Here is an 18,096-nt window from a genome sequence, read left to right as displayed (position 1 = left end):
AGACAAGACTTCCAGTATGTCGCACCAGTTGGAGCCGCTATCACGGTCCTAACTGGGGCGTTTTTCTCTGGGTTATTCTCGGGTAAGGTGCGTTCAGGGTGGATGGTGAACCATGGGTATCTTCTGTCTGGCTGCCGAAATGAGGCTTGGTGTATGGGCCAATTTTCCCAAAAAGAAAAAGATCTTGTATTTTTTAACTTTTCAAAAAACGGTGAATCTAGTATGGTTGGGATATGGGGATGGGTGAATTCGATGCTAAATCTAAGTACACAGAAGAGATTGTTTATTATGTTTTTGGTCGTGGCATTGATTCCGCTGTTGACGCTGGGGATCATTTCGTATGATCAGTCTTCTAAAGTGGTGAATGGGAAGCTCTCAAATTATAACCATTTTGCCGGCGAGAAGATTAAAACGCAGCTTGATCAAATATTGGAAGATATGTATTTTAGTGCGGCGGAAATCGAGCAGTATTTGAGGGATAATACTTCTGTTAATTTACAGCATCAGGAGCCCCAAACGTATGAGGACTTTAAAGAAGTGGATAATTTGCAGAGGCTTTTGCAGGCGCATAAAAAATCGAACATCCGCGGTATCTATATCATTACTTCGTCGGGCTATTACTACGGAGATTATGATTTTATAATAAAGGAATTTAAAAAGCAGGATATTTGGAAAAGGACAATTTGGAGCGGGGATTCGGAAATGGGGATTTACCAACCGAGCCATCTTAAAGAAAATCAAGTTGATCATGTCCTTGGCTTAGTTGTTCCATTGAAGTTTTCTTACGGTGTTTTAAATAATAGCTATCTCTTGATTGAAACGGATATTGACGATGTCTATCACTTGATGGAGGTGCTGGAGGAGGATCTCCAATCCAGGATCACAATCCGAAATGAATTGGGCCAAGCCATTTATCATTCAAAAAGTTCGGAGGCAGACTCGGCCGACGATATACTATGGAAAGAGAATACAAGCATTAATAATTGGGAGGTTGAGATCCGCGTACCCCGTGATAAGTTTTATGAATCTTCCCAAGTCATATTGAAAATGGTTTCGATAGGAATTTTGTTCGCTTTTATCCTGGCTCTCATTCTTTCCTATGTTTTTTCCAATCAGTTTTCAAAACGGATTTTCAAGCTGAAACTGGCTATTGATGAAGTAAGCAAGGGAATCTTCGACACAAAATTATTGGCTGACGGTAAGAAGGATGAAATCGGCAAACTTGGCAGCCATTTTAACAGGATGGTTGAAAAAATCAAGCAATTGATGGAAGAGGTAAGGGAGAAAGAATCGACCAAGCGGGAAGCTGAAATGAAAGCGATTCATTATCAAATTAATCCGCATCTTCTCTTTAACACGTTAAATACCATCCAATGGAAGGCCCGGATGGATGGGAATGTGGAAATCGGCAAGATGCTCATGCATCTGACGAAAGTGCTGGAAAAGAACTTGGATCCAACGATTGAACTGATTCCGTTAAAAGAAGAGTTACAGTCGCTTCAGCATTACTTTGCCATTCAAGAATTACGATATGGGAAAAACTTTACGTTTTCACTGAAAATGGACGGGCATCTTGAAAAAGGGCTGATTCCTAGAATGACCTTGCAGCCGATGCTTGAAAATATTTTTTTCCATGCATTCGAGGATGGAACGGGGACGATCGGTCTCGAGTTTTTAGAGACTCTTTCCTATTTTCGACTCGTTTTAAAGGACAATGGAAAAGGCATCCCTCCGGAAAAGCTGGAATTATTATTTACACGGCCAAATGAGAAGGGGCGCGGCGGGATCGGCTTATATAATGTGAGGCAAAAGTTTTATATCCATTATGGGACTGATTTTCACATCAACACCGATTCGGTGGTTGGCAAAGGTACCACAATTTCGATAACTTGGCCAAAAAGGTGGGTGGATGAGGATGACAAGAGCAGCAATCAAAGTGTTGATTGTGGATGATGATACGATTGTGCGCAGGGGATTGACAGCAACTGTCGATTGGGAAAGGTTTGGGATGGCCGTTGTCGGCGAGGCGCCGAATGGAAAACGGGGCTGGGAGGAATTTTTGCGCCACGAACCGGATGTTGTCATTACCGATATCGTCATGCCGGAGGAGAATGGGCTTGAGTTTTCGCGGAAAGTAAAAGCGAGCAGGCCGCGTACGAAAATTCTGCTGCTCAGCTGCCATAAGGATTTTGAGTATGCCCAAGAGGGGTTAAAGCTTGGGGCATCCGGTTATTTGTTAAAAACAGATTTCGATGACCAAGAACTAAGCCAATTCCTTTCCTCTTTTCAAAATGAACTGTCAGAAACCGCGACAAAGCCAGAAACTGATTACTCAGGCCTTCCAAAGGCTGTTCAACAAGCAATCGAGTATATTGCCAGGAATTTATCAAACCCGATGACCGTGGAGGACATTGCCGATGATATAGGAATGAGCAGAAGCCATTTAAGCACGTTGTTTAAGAAAAACTTGGGCTGCAGCATCCATTCCTTTATTGAAGGGAAACGCCTCCAGCTTGCAAAGCAGCTATTAAAGGGAACGAATGTGACGATTCAAGAGGTGGGCGAGCAAATTGGCATTTTGGACGCCAAATATTTCAGTAAATGGTTTAAAAGATGCACTGGACTTCCGCCATCTGATTACCGAAACGAACAAAAAGACGAGAACTAGCTAACAAAAAGACGATTTTCGGGAAAACCGGAGAAAATTGCACGAAAATTCAAACAAATAGAAGTGTTTAACCGCTTTCAGGAAAGATACAATGAAAGCGGTTACTTTTTTAATAGTTAAAAAACTATCGAAAAGAGGGGTCTTATGAAAAAGAGGAATGTATTGTTTTCTGTGCTGGCTGCAATCGCTCTCTTGTTGAGCGCGTGCAGTTCGAACACATCGTCCGGAGCGGAGAAAAAGGACGGAAAAACGGTTTTGCGCTTTGCCACTTGGGATGCGGGGAATACACTGAAAATCCAAGAGGATATCGCAAAAGCTTTTGAAAAAGAAAATAAAGATGTAAAGGTGCAGGTCGAGGCTTACGGAGATGGGTTTGATCAAAAGATTGCCGCTTCATTCGGGGCAAAAAATCCCCCAGATGTAATGTATATGTGGGATTTTACGACGTACCACCATTCGCTTGAACCGCTTGATGGATATACTGAGGAAGATTCCGAACTTAACATGGACGATTTTTACGAGGGTCTGTTTAACTATTCAAGAGTGGACGGAAAACTTTATGGAATGCCGGCCGGCTTCTCCACAATGGTTGTTTATTATAATAAAAAGCTTTATGACGAGGCGGGGATTCCTTATCCACAGGATGGCTGGACATGGGACGATTTTTTAGAAAATGCCAGGAAGCTAACGGATAAAAGCAAGAAGCAATATGGCTTTGCGGTAACGTCCGAACCGGACCCGTACGATTTGCAATGGTTGGTTTGGAGCAACGGAGGCAGCTTCATCTCGGAAGACGGCACGAAAATTGATGGAGTCATGAATAGCAAGGAAACGGTTGATGCGCTTCAAATGTACGGCGATATGATCAAGGAAGGAATCGCTGTATCGACGGGCGGAGCGAATCAACAAACCGCCAGCGAGATTTTCAAAGCGAACAAACTTGGAATGCTTATCAATGGCGTTTGGTCTGTAAAAAGTTATCAAGATGCGAAGGTTGATTTTGGAACGGTGACGGTGCCAGCGTTTGGTTCCAAGCCTGTAAAAGGATTGATTAACTCATCATCGATTTCAATAGCGAAAGATTCAAAGCAAAAAGAGTTGGCCTGGAAGTTTGTAAAATTCTTCTCTTCCGAACAGGCAATCAAAATGAGAACAGCAGACCTGCCTGTCCGAAAAAGTGTTGCTGAAGAAACAAAAGTAACGGAAGATCCATTGTATAGCCCATTCTACACGATGCTGGAAAAAGCGGAAAATTCACCGGCATTCCTATTGAATAAAAATTGGAACGAGGTAAACCGCAACCTGTCCGCTGCAATAAATGCGGCGATGATTGGACAGGATACAAAGCCATTGCTCGATAAAGCCGTGAAGGATTCGGAGAAATATTTATCAAAATAATTGGCAAAGGCTCCACAACCACCAACGTGTTGTGGAGCCTTCATAAAATGGCAGAGGAGGCATTCGATGAAATCCGGCTTAAGTATTGGCACTGGCACTGCACACCCGGCAATTCAGGTTAAGAAGCAAAGGAAATGGGGCCAATTGGTCCCCTACCTGTTTATTGCACCATGGATCATTGGCTTTATTGTGTTTACGCTTGGACCGCTATTGTTTTCACTTGTGATTAGCTTTTTTGATTGGCCGATTGTGGGGGAAGTGACATTTGTCGGGTTTGCCAACTACATAACGATGTTTACCGATGACCCACTGTTTTGGCATTCCTTATGGATTACAGTGAAATATTCGATGATCTTCGTTCCATTGAATATTACCTTGGCCTTATTGCTGGCTGTTTTACTGAATCAAAAGGTAAAGGGAAGCTCGCTTTTCCGAACGTTTTTCTATGTTCCCTCCGTTATTTCCGGCGTTGCGCTGGCAATGATCTGGCGGACGGTCTTTGATGGCGAATACGGTATATTGAACTACTTGCTTTCGTTGATTGGCATTGAGGGGCCAGGATGGCTGAGTGACGCAAAATGGGCACTCGGTGCGATGGTGATCGCCAGTTTATGGGCCCAGGGGACGATGATGCTGATTTTCCTGGCGGGTTTGAAAAATATTCCCCAGGATTTATACGAGGCAGCGGAAATCGATGGGGCAGGGAAGATTTATAAGTTTTTCAAAATTACCATCCCATTGTTATCACCGACGATTCTTTTCAACTTGATTATGACGATTATCGGGGCATTTCAAACCCTGACGCTTGCACTTGTGTTGACAGGCGGCGGCCCGATGCAGTCGACCTATTTCTATGCAATGTATGTGTACGAAAATGCGTTCAAATATTACAAAATGGGTTATTCATCGGCCAATGCGTGGATCATGTTCCTAATCGTGCTGACTTTAACGATGCTTGTTTTTAAATCATCGAGCATGTGGGTGTTTTACGAAAGTGAAGTCAAAAATAAAGAAAAGTAAGGAGGTGCCGATTCCGGATGAAAGGGAAAATGCGTATCCAGAAAATCATTGTATATGGTTTGTTGATTGCCCTGTCGCTCTTATTCCTTTTGCCGTTTTTTTGGATGGTGATGACCGCGCTGAAAGGCCCGGTAGAGCTTAGCCAATATCCGCCGAAATTCATTCCTTCCGTATGGCATTTCGAGAACTTTGCCAAAGCATGGAACAGCCAGCCATTTAATACGTTCCTGGTGAATAGTTTGACGGTCACGGTGATGACGACCATTGGGCAGATTATATCCTCCACCCTTGTTGCGTACGGTTTTGCGCGGTTTCAATTTAAAGGGCGGGATACGCTGTTCATTATTTTGCTTGCGACCATGATGATTCCATGGGAAGTAACGATGATCCCTCAATATATGGAATTTAATATGTTTGGCTGGATCAACACGTTGAAGGCATTGATTGTTCCTTCCTGGTTCGGTTCCGCGTTTTATATATTCCTGCTGCGGCAATTCATCATGTCGATTCCGAAAGAATTGGATGAAGCGGCAAAAATGGATGGGGCGAATGTATTCCAAATCTATTACAAAATCTATTTGCCGCTCGTATGGCCGGTCATCGTGCTGATTGCGGTATTTAATATAATAGGCAGCTGGAATGATTATTTAGGACCGCTGATTTTCTTGAATGACCAGAGCAAATATACGTTGACGCTTGGTTTGGCACAGTTCAAAGGGGTTTATGACGTGGATACGAACGGCCTCATGGCGGTTACGTTCCTGATCAGTCTTTTCCCGCTTATTTTGTTCTTTTTTGCGCAAAAGAAAATTGTCGAGGGAGTGCAGACTACTGGGTTGAAATAAAAGTTTGCTGCGGACTACTTGATTAGAGTGTGTGGATGAATCTTGGTTCATCCATTTTTTTTAGCGACACCTTTTCGGCATTGGGGCTCGACTATGTCTCTCATCCGGGTTTGAGCGACACCTTTTGGGGTTATGGGCTCGACTTTGTCTCTCATCCGGATTTGAGTGACTTTCTTTTTGAATTTTGCTCAATCAAAGTCACTTATCCTGATTTGAGTGACTTCCTTTTTGAATTTTGCTCAATCAATGTCACTTATCCTGATTTGAGTGACTTCCTTTTCGGATTTTGCGCAATCAATGTCACTTATCCTGATTTGAGTGACGTCCTTTTCGGATTTTGCCCAATCAATGTCACTAATCCTGATTTGAGTGACTTCCTTTTCGGATTTTGCGCAATCAATGTCACTTATCCTGATTTGAGTGACGTCCTTTTCGGATTTTGCCCAATCAATGTCACTAATCCTGATTTGAGTGACTTCCTTTTCGGATTTTGCCCAATCAATGTCACTCATTCTGATTTGAGTGACTTCCTTTTCGAATTTTGCCCAATCAATGTCACTTATCCTGATTTGAGTGACTTCCTTTTCGGATTTTGCCCAATCAATGTCACTTATCGTGATTTGAGTGACTTCCTTTTTGAAATTTGCCCAATCAATGTCACTTATCCTGATTTGAGTGACTTCCTTTTGGAATTTTGCCCAATCAATGTCACTTATCCTGATTTGAGTGACTTCCTTTTTGAAATTTGCCCAATCAATGTCACTTATCCGGATTTAAGTGACTTCCTTTTTGAAATTTGCCTAATCAATGTCACTTATCCTGATTTGAGTGACTTGCTTTTCGGATTTTGCCCAATCAATGTCACTTATCCGGATATGGGTGACTTGCTTTTCGGATTTTGCCCAATCAATGTCACTTATCCGGATATGGGTGACTTCCTTTTCGAATTGTCCAATCAATGTCACTCATCTTCTGGGCGAATCTTTGTCGCTCATCCGGATTAGTGCGACACTTTTTTGACTAAATCTATTTATTTTGTTTTTAAGAAGGAAGTGAAAACATGTTTGATATTAATAAAATCCCTTTCAGCCGCTATGGTTCGTTTATTACGATTTCACCGAAGCATAGAGGGGGCGGGGATGGGGCGCTTTATATTCGGAACATCCGGAACGGGGATAATGGGTTTGGCGAGGTGTTCCGGGTTGATTTGGTCCGGGATGGCGAGCCCAAATCGTATGAGTCTGAAATGTATCCGAGTTTGCTGCGCCTTAAATCGGCGGAAGGCTTTGCGGAATTTTGCATTTCGGAAGCACGGGTTTTGCAAATACGGAGCGTGGGGGTTGGGGTTAGGCTGACGGGGATTACGGGTGCTTATGATTATGCAGCCCTTGTGGGCGAGAACCGCTGGGAAGTCAATCATTCGTCTCAGGAAATGCGTTATATGCTTATGACAGTTAAGGGGCGGATTGAAATGGATGCACCGTTCAAGGAGCAGCGCTGTGAAAAAATCATCGTGAATCTTCTTCCTGGACCGTCGACGGAGATGGAATGTGTGATGGAGGAGTATACGACTGTGTATCGGCCGAGATCCTATGTTTCTTTTTCAAAAGGGCAAGAGATCGTTGAAAAGGAGTACAAGTCATGGATTCAGCGTGTTCTTTCGGTGCCAAATGAGTATGCGGAAGGCCGGGACCTGGCTAGCTATATTACATGGTCTTGCGTTGTTTCGGCTGAAGGGATGTTAACGAGGCCGGCGATGTACATGTCGAAAAACTGGATGACGAACATTTGGAGCTGGGACCATTGTTTCAATGCGATGGCGCTAGCGAAACATTCGCCGGAACTTGCCTGGGACCAGTTCATGATTTTCTTCGACCTGCAGGATGAATCAGGGATGCTTCCGGATTTCGTCAACAATCGCTTTGCATTGTGGAATTTTACAAAGCCTCCGATCCATGGCTGGACATTAAGGCGGATTTGGGAACGAACCGATTATGTGAATGCTGAGAAACTGAAGGAAGTATACGAGCCGTTGGCCAAATGGACGAATTGGTGGCTGGCGTACCAGGATAGTGATGGGGATGGCATACCGCAATATAATCACGGTAATGACAGCGGCTGGGATAACAGCACGATTTTTCGAATGGGGCCTCCGGTGGAAAGTCCTGACCTGTCTTCGTTTTTAGTGCTGCAAATGGACGTGCTGGCGGAAATCGCGGAGAAGCTGGGCCGCGAAGATGCAGCTGAAAGGTGGAGGCGGGAATCCGAGGGACTATTGGCGAGAATGGTTGATCATTTCTGGGACGGCGAGCGGTTTGTGCCGAAGAAGTCCGGCACGCATGAAGTGATTGAGTCAGACAGCCTTGTCCTCTTTATTCCTATCATTCTTGGAAAAAGGCTGCCGGCTGGGATTCGGGAAAAATTGGTCGATGGAATTAAAAATAAAGGCTTTTTAACAGAAAACGGTTTGGCGACAGAGCTGCCGTCAAGCCAGTTCTATAAAGAAGATGGCTACTGGCGGGGGCCGATTTGGGCGCCGACAACGATGCTGGTGGTGGATGGACTGCTGTCGGCGGGTGAAAAAGAGCTGGCACTTGAGATTGCTAGGAGGTTCTGCAGGATGGCTACAAAATCCGGGATGGCGGAAAACTTTAATGCGTTGACAGGTGCGGGTTTACGGGACCCGGCATTCACATGGACATCAAGCGTGTTTTTGATGCTCGGCAATTTCTTGCGGGAAAATGAGGGGGCAGTTCAAGGATAAGGTTGGGTTCTTGGATTAGAGTGTGGATTGATTCGGGATAAGAGTGGGCGCTCGTATTACAAATCCATACTTGCTGATACGAGGGACTTGTTTACTGATAAAAAAGATTTATTTACTGATAAAAGAGATTTATTTACTGATAAAAGAGATTTATTTACTTATAAAAGAGATTTATTTACTGATAAAAGTGTGTTACTTACTGATAAGAAAGTCCTACTCTCTGATAAGAGTGGCATACTTACAGAGAAAAGTGGCTTACTCGGTGCCATGCTCCCCGCGTAGCCGCTATTATTCTGTAAACGCCGTCCATCAATGAGCCTTTAAATTTCAATTTCGAGCTTTTCCATTTTCCTGTACAAGGTTCGGATGCTGATTCCTAAGTCCTTTGCGGCCTGTTGTTTTCCTAGATAAGTGTTTTCGTAAGCCTGTAATTTTTGGATAATTACTTCGCGTTCTGCTTGGGCTAGGCTAGGTTTTGGACTCATCATTCTTTTGGATTGGATGTGCCGGCTTCCTGCCAAATTTGTCAGATAGGGCGGCAGGGAATCCTTTGTCAACTTACTCTTTGATTCTATATTCATGCTGTACTCGATGACATTTTCCAGCTCGCGCAGATTCCCCGGCCAGTGGTAGGCGGAGAGGATTTGCATGTATTCCTCTGTAGGGGAATCAATCATTTTTCCGGTGCGCGCTTTTAGCTTTTTCATAAAGTGGATGGTCAAAAGCTCTAAATCTTCCATTCTTTCGCGGAGGGGCGGAATCGTGATCGGGATGACATTGAGCCTGTAAAACAAATCGGATCGGAAAAGCTTTTCATTTATTAGCTCGTCAACTGGTTGGTTGGTGGCCGAAATTAGCCGGACTTCTACTTTTTTCGAAGTGGTACCGCCGACGCGCATGATCATCCCGTCCTGCAGTACCTTTAATAGTTTCGGCTGCAGGCTCAATGGTAGATCGGCAATTTCATCCATGAACAATGTTCCTTTATCGGCCAGTTCAAAGTAACCCTTTTTTCCGTTCTTTTTTGCATTTGTAAACGCGCCTTCATCATAGCCGAATATTTCACTTTCGAATAAGCTTTCTGGAATTGCGGCACAATTCAATTCGATGAACGGCCCTTTGTTTACAAGGCTCGTTTCATGAATATATTGGGCCAGTAAACTCTTTCCGGTGCCGGTTTCGCCCGTGATTAAGACAGATGAGGTGCTATTGTGGATATTCTTTATTAAACTCCGAATGTTTGTAAGCGCTTCACTTTTTCCGAAAATATAATTCCCCATGGCGGAATAGCGATTATCAACCGCTTTAAACACATCGGTATCCCGTACGATTGAAATAATGATTTCTTTTAGCCTAGAAAGCCAATCAATATAGTACTCTTTATTTTCAATAAGTTTGAATTCGTTTTCCGGTGAGAAACTGACAAATGACAAATAGCCGTATTTTTTCCCATTGATGATCATGTCCTGAATCAGTTCTGCTTTGGATGGACAATGATTAATAAAATGGCAGCCAATACACGATTTCATTTTACCTGGCTCATGAAGGAATGTTATATGGTGCCCATATAAATTGTTGAAAAACGGGGTATGAACCTTTGTCCCTTTCTGCAAAATATATTCCTCTGTGGCGGCAATTAGTTCACCTTTCGGATTGAAGTAAGCAATATCAACATGCAGCAATTTCGAAAAGGCTTGGATGACTTTTGAAATAGAGTTTAATAAAGGCATTCTTATACCTCCAATGACTGTTCCTATCCCTATCTTATCGCAATTGTATGAATATTCAAATGATATTTGCCAACTTTGACTTCGGTTTGTCATTTCTGACATATGACAGGAGTGGCTTCTTTTAAAAAAACAAAACGAAAGTGCTCTATTTATCGCCTTTTTTCAGAAAATTAAAAGTTGGCACACTACTTGCATAGTTAATAAGGGTGAAAGATAGTTTTTCAATCGAAGCATATTTAGAAAGGATGGGAAACTAGTGAATTATGAAGAATTATTAGGAATCAAAGATAAGGTTGCGGTGATTACCGGCGGTGCCTCCGGAATCGGGCTCGCTACTGCTGAGCTTTTTGCCGAAGCGGGAGCAGCCGTCGCGTTGCTTGACATTAACGAAGAGCGAGGCGGCGAGGCCGCAAAGGAATTGCGTGACAAAGGATATAAAGCAGAGTTCTTCAAATGTGATGTCACTTCGGCGGCGGATTGTGAAAGGGCAGCCTCCGAGGTAGAGCAGCAGTTTGGCAAAATTGACGTTTTATTTAATAATGCCGGCTTGATTCGCAGGAAAACGGTCGTTGAGCATACGGAAGAGGATTGGGATTTGGTTATCAATGTTTCTCTAAAAGGAGCATTTTTACTATCAAAATATGTGATTCCAATCATGGAGAAAAACGGCGGGGGCAGCATTGTCAACACAGGATCTGGCTGGGGCTTAAAAGGCGGCGATCAGGCAGCTTCCTATTGTGCAGCAAAAGCAGCTGTGGTGAATTTGACGAAAGCAATGGCAATCGACCATGGGAAACAAAACATCCGTGTAAACTGCGTTTGCCCAGGGGATACGGACACGCCTCTATTGCGGGACGAAGCAAAGCAATTGCATGTTGATGAAGCGAAGTTCCTTGATTCATCGGCGGTTGGACGGCCGCTCGAGAGAATTGGCACCCCGCGTGATATTGCAAAAGGCGTGTTATTTTTGGCGAGCGATATGTCTTCCTGGGTGACAGGGACCGTTTTAACAGTTGACGGCGGCGGCTTGGCATAAATCAAATGTAAAAGGAGAGAAAATGATGAGAAAAACAGCACATCCATACATACCGAATACCGTTCCTGAAGTGCAGAAAGAAATGCTAAAGGAAATCGGGGTCGAAACGATTGAGGAACTCTTTGTCGGAATACCGGAGGAGCTGCAATTTAAAGGGGAATTGAATATTCCGGAAGCGCTACCGGAGTACGAGCTGAAAAAATATGTAGAGGGAATTTTAAATAAAAATAAAACAACCCATGAGTATTTGAATTTCCTTGGTGCCGGCTGCTGGAACCATTTTGTTCCGGCTGTGTGTGATGAAGTGAACCAGCGCGCCGAATTTGTGACCGGCTATGCGGGTGATCCGTACGAGGACCACGGCCGATTCCAGGCATTGTTTGAATATCAGAGCCTAATGGCTGAATTGGTCGACATGGATGTCGTGAATGTCCCGACCTTTGATTGGGCGCAGGCGGCGGCGACTTCAATCCGCATGGCCTACCGAATTACCGGAAGATCTGAGGCTTTACTGCCGAAAACCATTTCACCTGACCGGTTGAAAATTATTGAAAACTACTGTTCACCACAAGTTACTTGTATTCTCGTAGATTACGAGGAAGATTCCGGACAAATCAGCTTAAGCGATTTGGAAGCAAAACTTTCGGAAAATACTGCGGCGGTCTATTTCGAAAATCCATCGTATCTTGGCTTCATCGAAACGAAGGGACAAAAGATTAGCAATCTCGCAAAAAATGTTGGGGCAATTACGGTTGTTGGTGTTGACCCGAGTTCGCTCGGCGTCCTTGAGCCACCAAGCCATTACGGTGCAGATATTGTCTGCGGCGATCTGCAGCCGCTTGGCATGCATATGAATTACGGGGGAGGCCATGCCGGCTTTATTGCCACACATGATGACCTAACCTTTATCAAGGAGTACCCATCGCGGTTATTTGGAATCGCACCAACTGTTGTAGAAGGCGAGTATGGTTTTGGCGACGTGTATTACGACCGGACATCCTTTGCCCAACGAGAAAAGGGGAAGGAATCCGTCGGGACACAAACAGCCCTTTGGGGAATTACAGCCGGGGTTTACCTATCGCTGCTTGGCCCGAATGGCATGTATGAGCTTGGAAAAACGATTATGCAAAAATCCCAGTATGCGATGGGTGAAATCGGGAACATCCCGAACGTCGTTGCATCCCGTTTTGAATCAGCCAACTTTAAAGAGTTCGTCGTTGATTTTAACCGGACAGGAAAAACAGTGAAAGAAATCAATCAATATTTATTGGACAACGGAATTTTTGGAGGAAAAGATTTATCGGAGGAATTCCCGGAGTTTGGCCAGTGCGCACTGTTTTGTATCACTGAAATTCATACGAAAGCCGATATCGACCGTTTAGTCCAAACAATCAAAGACTCCTTGTGATCGAATCGTAGGTCATAAGCCAAAAAGAAAGGAATGGTGTACGTGGAAAGGATTAAAAGAGGCAAAGTTAGGCAATTCCATCAGGCAAAATGGGATGAGCCGATTATTTTTGAACTTCATCAAAGCGGTGAGCGGGGCGTTGCATTGCCAAGGGTTGAGAGAGGAATTGAAGAAAAAGTTGGGGATGGGGTTTCCTTCATTCCTGGAGAAATGGTTAGGAAACAAAAACCGAATCTCCCGGAGATTGCCCAAAACCGGGTATTGCGCCACTATTTACGGTTGTCACAGGAAGTGCTGGGCTCTGCGTTTAACGTAGAAATTGGCCAAGGTACGTGCACGATTAAATACTCTCCGGAAATTAATGAGGCAATCGCGGCATCACCGAAAATGACGGAGCTCCATCCATTACAGGATGTCAGTACGGTACAGGGAATTCTTGAAATCACCCATAAGTTGGACCTCGCCTTACGTGAGGTTTCGGGGATGGACTATTTCTCTTTTCAACCGGGGAGCGGCACCCAAGCATTATTTGCGATGGCGTCGATCGTTCGCGCATACCACGAAGCAAATGGCGAAGCGGACCAGCGCGATGAAATTATTACAACAATATTCTCCCATCCTTCGCAGGCAGCAACCGCAGCCGTAAAGGGTTATAAAATCATTACGCTTTATCCAGACGAGGATGGGTTTCCGGATCTCGAGAAGCTGAAAGCGGCCGTATCAGAAAGAACAGCTGGATTTGTTGTCGCGAACCCTGAAGATACCGGCATCTATAATCCAAAGATTAAGGAATTTACTAGGATTGTCCATGAAGCGGGCGGGATTTGCTATTATGACCAAGCAAATGCCAATGGGCTCCTAGGGATTACAAGGGCTAAGGAAGCCGGGTTCGATATGTGCTTCTTTAACCTTCACAAAACCTTCTCCACTCCGCATGCTTGCGGTGGTCCGGCTACAGGTGCCTTGGGCGTTGTCGACAGGCTTAAGGAATTCTTGCCGGGGCCGATTGTTGAAAAAGACGGCGATCAATATGTGTTGAATGATAATCTGAAGCACAGCATCGGAAAGGTACGTTCGTTCCAGGGAGTTCCGCAGCACGTCCTTCGCGCCTATGCCTGGATTCGCGCCCTTGGGCCGGATGGACTAAAGGAGGTGGCGCAGGTTGCCGTGCTTAACAATAATTATTTGTACCATAAAGTCCTGAAAATTAAAGGGGCAAGCGCGCCATATATCAAAGGACAAAGATTGGAGCAGGTCCGTTACAGCTGGGAGCAGTTAACGAAAGACACCGGCGTGACGACCGATGATGTCTCCCGCCGGATGGCTGATTTCGCCCATCATTATTGGACGAGCCACCATCCTTACGTCGTACCGGAGCCGTTCACACTTGAACCGACAGAAACTCCATCAAAGGCCGATTTGGACGAGTACATCGCATCATTGACCCAGATATCCGAAGAAGCCTATACCAATCCGGACCTCGTTAAGTCTGCACCGCACAACAGCACGAATCATCTTATCAAGGACAATGATGATTTTGATAACCCTGAAAAATGGGCCATCACCTGGCGTTCCTATTTGAAAAAAACGCAAGCACCGGAGAAGGTTGAGTTGTAAAAGGAATTGAAGGCTCTTCACCGCAAGTGCTGGTTTATTAACTGAACTTTTTGGTTGGTCGATTGGAGCGGAAGGTGGATCGACACACGGAAAGCGAAGCGCTTGTATGTAGGTTGAAATATAGTTTGATTGGAGCGGAGGGCACCGACTCCGGCGGGATGCAGCGACAAGGTTGAGACCCCACAGGCGCTTGCGCCGAGGAGGCTCCTTACTGCTCCTGCGCCAAAGAATATTCGAAGATGCTTTCTTCAGCTCGTCGCAAATCTGCTTGATGCATTTCAAGATGCCTCTCATGAAGAAATTCCAGGTAGTTGCTTTGGCGCCCCGCGGAAAGCGTGTGCCCGGAGTGGAAATCAAGCGTAAATCAACTTTATTTACAAAAACCACTTTTAGCGGTGAAGAACCAAAATGCAAAGCGGAAACTGTTATTTTTTAAAAAAAAACAAAAAAATCCATTCGAAAATGGGGAATGAAACATGAAAAAATACATGTCCATTATGCTAGTCCTGCTTCTGGTTTTGCTCGCGGCTTGTTCCAATAAATCCGGCGACGAGGAAACGGCATCCGCCGATAGCAAAAATCCAAAAGGCACGATTACTGTTTGGGGCTGGGATGTTGCCGCTGCGACTCTGGAAGCATCGGTTAAAAGCTTTCAAGAAAAGTATCCCGATGTAAAAGTGAAAGTGGAGGATTTCAACAGCGATGACCTCTACTCCAAGTTAACGGTTGGCTTGGCTGCGCGCGGTTCCGGCCTTCCGGATGTTGTATTGGTGGAGGATGAGCGGATTCCGGGGTATGTCCATCAGTTTCCACAAGGATTTGTCAATTTAAGCGAGCTTGGCTACGACAAGCATAAAGATTTATTTAATGAGGCGAAAATAGCGTCTGTCCAGGATCAGGATGGAAACTTCATTGCCGCACCTTGGGATATCGGCCCAGCCGGAGTGTTCTATCGTGTAGATCTTTTCGAACAGGCAAATGTCGATCCAAATTCGATCGAAACTTGGGAGGACTATATTGCCGCTGGCGAGAAAATTAAAGCTGCGACTGGCGCCGAGCTGCTGCCAATCGATGTTCCAAATCATGATGGCGTTTTTGCGATGATGATGCAGCAGCAGGGCATGTCCTATTTTGATAAAGATAACAAAATTGCCTTGCAATCTCCTGAGGCGATCCGGGCGATGAAGACTATCAAGGAAATGTATGACAAGGGATTAGTCCTGCAAAACAATGGTTGGGATGGGATTGTCACGGCAACAGTAAACGGATCGGTAGCGACCGTCCCATACGGTGTTTGGTATGCCGGGACCATCATGGACCAGGCGCCCGATTTGAAAGGGCAATGGGATGTATTCTATCTGCCAGGATTTAAGGAAGGCGGAACCCGATATGCAAACGTTGGGGGTTCCTCCATACTGATCCCTGCATCAACCAAAAACCAGGCTGCCGCCTATGCATTTGTGGATTTCTTTACAACTGATAAAGACGCGCAGCTTCTGGGGTTTGAAAAATACGGGCTGTTTCCATCTTTGAAGGAGACATATGACGCACCGCAATTCACTGAAAACAGCGAGTACTTCAATAACAGCCCGATCTTCAAAAAATTCGCTGATATTGTAGACCAGGTGCCAACAGTTTATTTGAACGAAAATCTTGCTAAGGCGAGCAGCGTGACAAGAGACGCCCAAGCAGCGATTGTGCTTGAGAATAAATCAGTTGAAGACGTTTTAAAGGATGCCCAAAAACAATTAGAAAACCAAATTAGATAATGATTCTATTCGAGAAATGAGAGAGGGATATTTCTTCTCTCATTTCTAGCAATTTTTTAGGAAGGGGACCGTGGGGGATGAAAATACAAATAGAAAAGTCCGTGAAACCAGGCGCAGCCCTACAAGTGAAACCAAGAAGAAAATTAATTACTCCTAAAAGTGCCCCGTATCTTTTTATTGGTCCTGCGTTTCTTTTAACGCTAGTATTTACGGTTTATCCGATCATATCGTCGTTCATTTTAAGCTTTCAAGAGGTTCGGGGAGTGGAAAAAACGTTTGTTGGATTTGCAAACTACACCAGGCTTTTCCAGGATCCGATTTTTTATAAAGCTTTAATCAATACAGCGCAAATTTTGATTATCCAGGTTCCAATCATGCTCTTTACTGCCTTGTTAATCGCTGTCGGGCTCCATTCCTCCATGGTTAAGGCAAAGTCGTTTTTCCGGATTTCCTATTTCATGCCGTCCATTACCGCGCTTGTTGCCGCATCGATTGTCTTCATGATTTTGCTGGACGAGCGTTATGGATTGGTCAATTATGCCCTGTCATTTTTGGGGCTTAAGTCCATTCCCTGGCTGACATCGCCTGTTTGGGCCAAAATTTCAGTCATTCTAGTTATGACATGGAGATGGACCGGTTACAATATGGTCATTTTTCTTGCCGGCCTGCAAAACATCCCCGGTGAATTATATGAAGCAGCCAGTATGGACGGGGCGGGGAAAATAAGGCAATTCTTTATGATTACGATTCCTCAGTTAAAGCCAGTATTTATTTTTACAGTCGTGATGTCCACGATTGGTACCTTGCAGCTTTTCGATGAGCCGTTTATTTTGACAAATGGCGGCCCTAACAGCGCCACCATGACGATTACCCTTTATTTGTACAACGTCGGCTTTAAATATTTTGAATTTGGATATGCCTCAGCCATCGCCTATGTTCTTGTGATCATTACGGCGATTATTTCTCTGATTCAGATGAAATTGGTAGGTGACTTCAAAGAATGATCCATTCAAAAAACACTCCGAAAAAAGTTGTCATTTATCTTTTGCTGATGATTGGCGTGATTTTATCGATTGCCCCATTTTATTGGATGGTGATTGGTTCAACGCTTCAGTCGGGAGAGATTTTCCGTGTGCCGCCTAAACTTTTGCCCGGTGATCATCTTTTGAAGAACTTTGAATCTTTGAACGAGGCGTTGGGGATTGGCAGAATTTTTTGGAACTCTCTATTCATTGCCCTTGTGTACACATTCGCGAGTACGCTGATCAGTGCGATGGCGGGTTATGCGTTTGCAAAATTCCAATTCAAAGGGAAAAACCCATTCTTTTTTGTTATCTTTTGTTCACTGCTGATCCCTGCTCAAGTGACATTGATTCCGATGTTTGAATTGATGGTGACCTTGGATTGGCTAAATACATATCAAGCCATCATTTTGCCTACCCTTGCCGCGCCATTTTCCATTTACTTGATGAGGCAGAATATGAGAGCGGTACCAACTTCGCTTATTGAGGCAGCCAGAGTGGATGGAGCAGGAGAATTGAAAATCTTTTTTAGGGTTATTTTACCCGTAACACGTCCAGCGCTCGCCGCGGTAGCCATCTTCCAATTCATGTCGCAATGGAACAGCCTGTTATGGCCGCTCATTACCTTGAATTCAAAAGAAATGTTTACGTTGCCTGTCGCCCTTTCAAGCATAATTGGGATGGCGCGTATTGACTATGGCCAGCTCATGCTCGGAACAACTTTATCGACGATTCCGATTATGATTTTCTTTTTAATACTGCAAAAACAATTCATCTCCGGCATCCTTGGAGGGTCGGTGAAAGAATAGTCTTTGAAAG

At 44.5% G+C, this 18,096-nt stretch carries 15 protein-coding genes; 14 read left to right on the top strand and 1 reads right to left on the bottom strand.

Going from position 1 to position 18,096, the window contains the following annotated elements:
* Positions 1–153: 153 nt before the first annotated feature.
* The 8 genes from RB160_RS05655 to RB160_RS05620 all read left to right on the top strand — a co-directional run bounded on the left by RB160_RS05655 (position 154) and on the right by RB160_RS05620 (position 8,977).
* The gene (locus tag RB160_RS05655; protein ID WP_316569258.1) at positions 154–1,953 is read left to right on the top strand and encodes a sensor histidine kinase; all 1,800 of its coding nucleotides are present in this window, start codon (positions 154–156) and stop codon (positions 1,951–1,953) included.
* Positions 1,910–2,668, top strand: coding sequence for a response regulator (locus RB160_RS05650; protein WP_483870175.1), 759 nt, complete (start codon positions 1,910–1,912; stop codon positions 2,666–2,668). Before RB160_RS05655 ends, RB160_RS05650 begins: the two co-directional genes overlap by 44 nt.
* Positions 2,669–2,812: 144 nt before the next feature.
* Positions 2,813–4,066, top strand: a complete 1,254-nt coding sequence (locus RB160_RS05645; RefSeq protein ID WP_316569257.1) for an ABC transporter substrate-binding protein — start codon at positions 2,813–2,815, stop codon at positions 4,064–4,066.
* Positions 4,067–4,132: 66 nt separating this feature from the next.
* On the top strand, positions 4,133–5,086 hold the full coding sequence (locus tag RB160_RS05640) for a carbohydrate ABC transporter permease (RefSeq protein ID WP_316569256.1): 954 nt from the start codon (positions 4,133–4,135) through the stop codon (positions 5,084–5,086).
* A 17-nt stretch (positions 5,087–5,103) separates the two neighbouring features.
* The gene (locus RB160_RS05635; RefSeq protein WP_316569255.1) at positions 5,104–5,931 is read left to right on the top strand and encodes a carbohydrate ABC transporter permease; all 828 of its coding nucleotides are present in this window, start codon (positions 5,104–5,106) and stop codon (positions 5,929–5,931) included.
* A 35-nt stretch (positions 5,932–5,966) separates the two neighbouring features.
* Complete coding sequence (locus tag RB160_RS05630) at positions 5,967–6,935, top strand: hypothetical protein (protein ID WP_316569254.1); 969 nt, start codon at positions 5,967–5,969, stop codon at positions 6,933–6,935.
* Positions 6,936–6,991: 56 nt separating this feature from the next.
* Positions 6,992–8,695 (top strand): amylo-alpha-1,6-glucosidase, encoded by a 1,704-nt coding sequence (locus tag RB160_RS05625; protein ID WP_316569253.1) that lies wholly within the window; start codon positions 6,992–6,994, stop codon positions 8,693–8,695.
* A gap of 87 nt (positions 8,696–8,782) precedes the next feature.
* Positions 8,783–8,977 (top strand): hypothetical protein, encoded by a 195-nt coding sequence (locus tag RB160_RS05620; RefSeq protein ID WP_316569252.1) that lies wholly within the window; start codon positions 8,783–8,785, stop codon positions 8,975–8,977.
* A 38-nt stretch (positions 8,978–9,015) separates the two neighbouring features.
* Here RB160_RS05620 and RB160_RS05615 read toward each other — a convergent pair whose 3' ends face one another.
* A complete protein-coding gene (locus RB160_RS05615) occupies positions 9,016–10,425 on the bottom strand; it encodes a sigma-54 interaction domain-containing protein (RefSeq protein WP_316569251.1) in 1,410 nt (469 codons plus the stop codon).
* A gap of 256 nt (positions 10,426–10,681) precedes the next feature.
* On the opposite strand from RB160_RS05615, the gene RB160_RS05610 reads away from it, so the two are divergent.
* From RB160_RS05610 to RB160_RS05585, 6 genes are all read left to right on the top strand, one after another.
* On the top strand, positions 10,682–11,461 hold the full coding sequence (locus tag RB160_RS05610) for an SDR family NAD(P)-dependent oxidoreductase (protein ID WP_316569250.1): 780 nt from the start codon (positions 10,682–10,684) through the stop codon (positions 11,459–11,461).
* 25 nt (positions 11,462–11,486) lie between these two features.
* Positions 11,487–12,869 (top strand): aminomethyl-transferring glycine dehydrogenase subunit GcvPA, encoded by a 1,383-nt coding sequence (gcvPA, locus tag RB160_RS05605; protein ID WP_316569591.1) that lies wholly within the window; start codon positions 11,487–11,489, stop codon positions 12,867–12,869.
* Between the two features lie 42 nt (positions 12,870–12,911).
* Positions 12,912–14,486, top strand: coding sequence for an aminomethyl-transferring glycine dehydrogenase subunit GcvPB (gene gcvPB, locus RB160_RS05600; RefSeq protein ID WP_316569249.1), 1,575 nt, complete (start codon positions 12,912–12,914; stop codon positions 14,484–14,486).
* Positions 14,487–14,962: 476 nt separating this feature from the next.
* On the top strand, positions 14,963–16,255 hold the full coding sequence (locus tag RB160_RS05595) for an ABC transporter substrate-binding protein (RefSeq protein WP_316569248.1): 1,293 nt from the start codon (positions 14,963–14,965) through the stop codon (positions 16,253–16,255).
* Between the two features lie 77 nt (positions 16,256–16,332).
* Positions 16,333–17,259, top strand: coding sequence for a carbohydrate ABC transporter permease (locus RB160_RS05590; protein ID WP_316569247.1), 927 nt, complete (start codon positions 16,333–16,335; stop codon positions 17,257–17,259).
* A complete protein-coding gene (locus tag RB160_RS05585; protein ID WP_316569246.1) occupies positions 17,256–18,086 on the top strand; it encodes a carbohydrate ABC transporter permease in 831 nt (276 codons plus the stop codon). The genes RB160_RS05590 and RB160_RS05585 overlap by 4 nt, the downstream gene beginning before the upstream one ends.
* Positions 18,087–18,096: the final 10 nt, after the last annotated feature.

Origin of the sequence: Neobacillus sp. YIM B06451 (assembly GCF_032667185.1) — a bacterium.
Taxonomy (GTDB): Bacteria; Bacillota; Bacilli; order Bacillales; family Cytobacillaceae; genus Bacillus_D.
The sequence above is the reverse complement of the archived record's forward strand: the minus strand, read 5'-3'. Positions and strand labels throughout refer to the sequence as shown.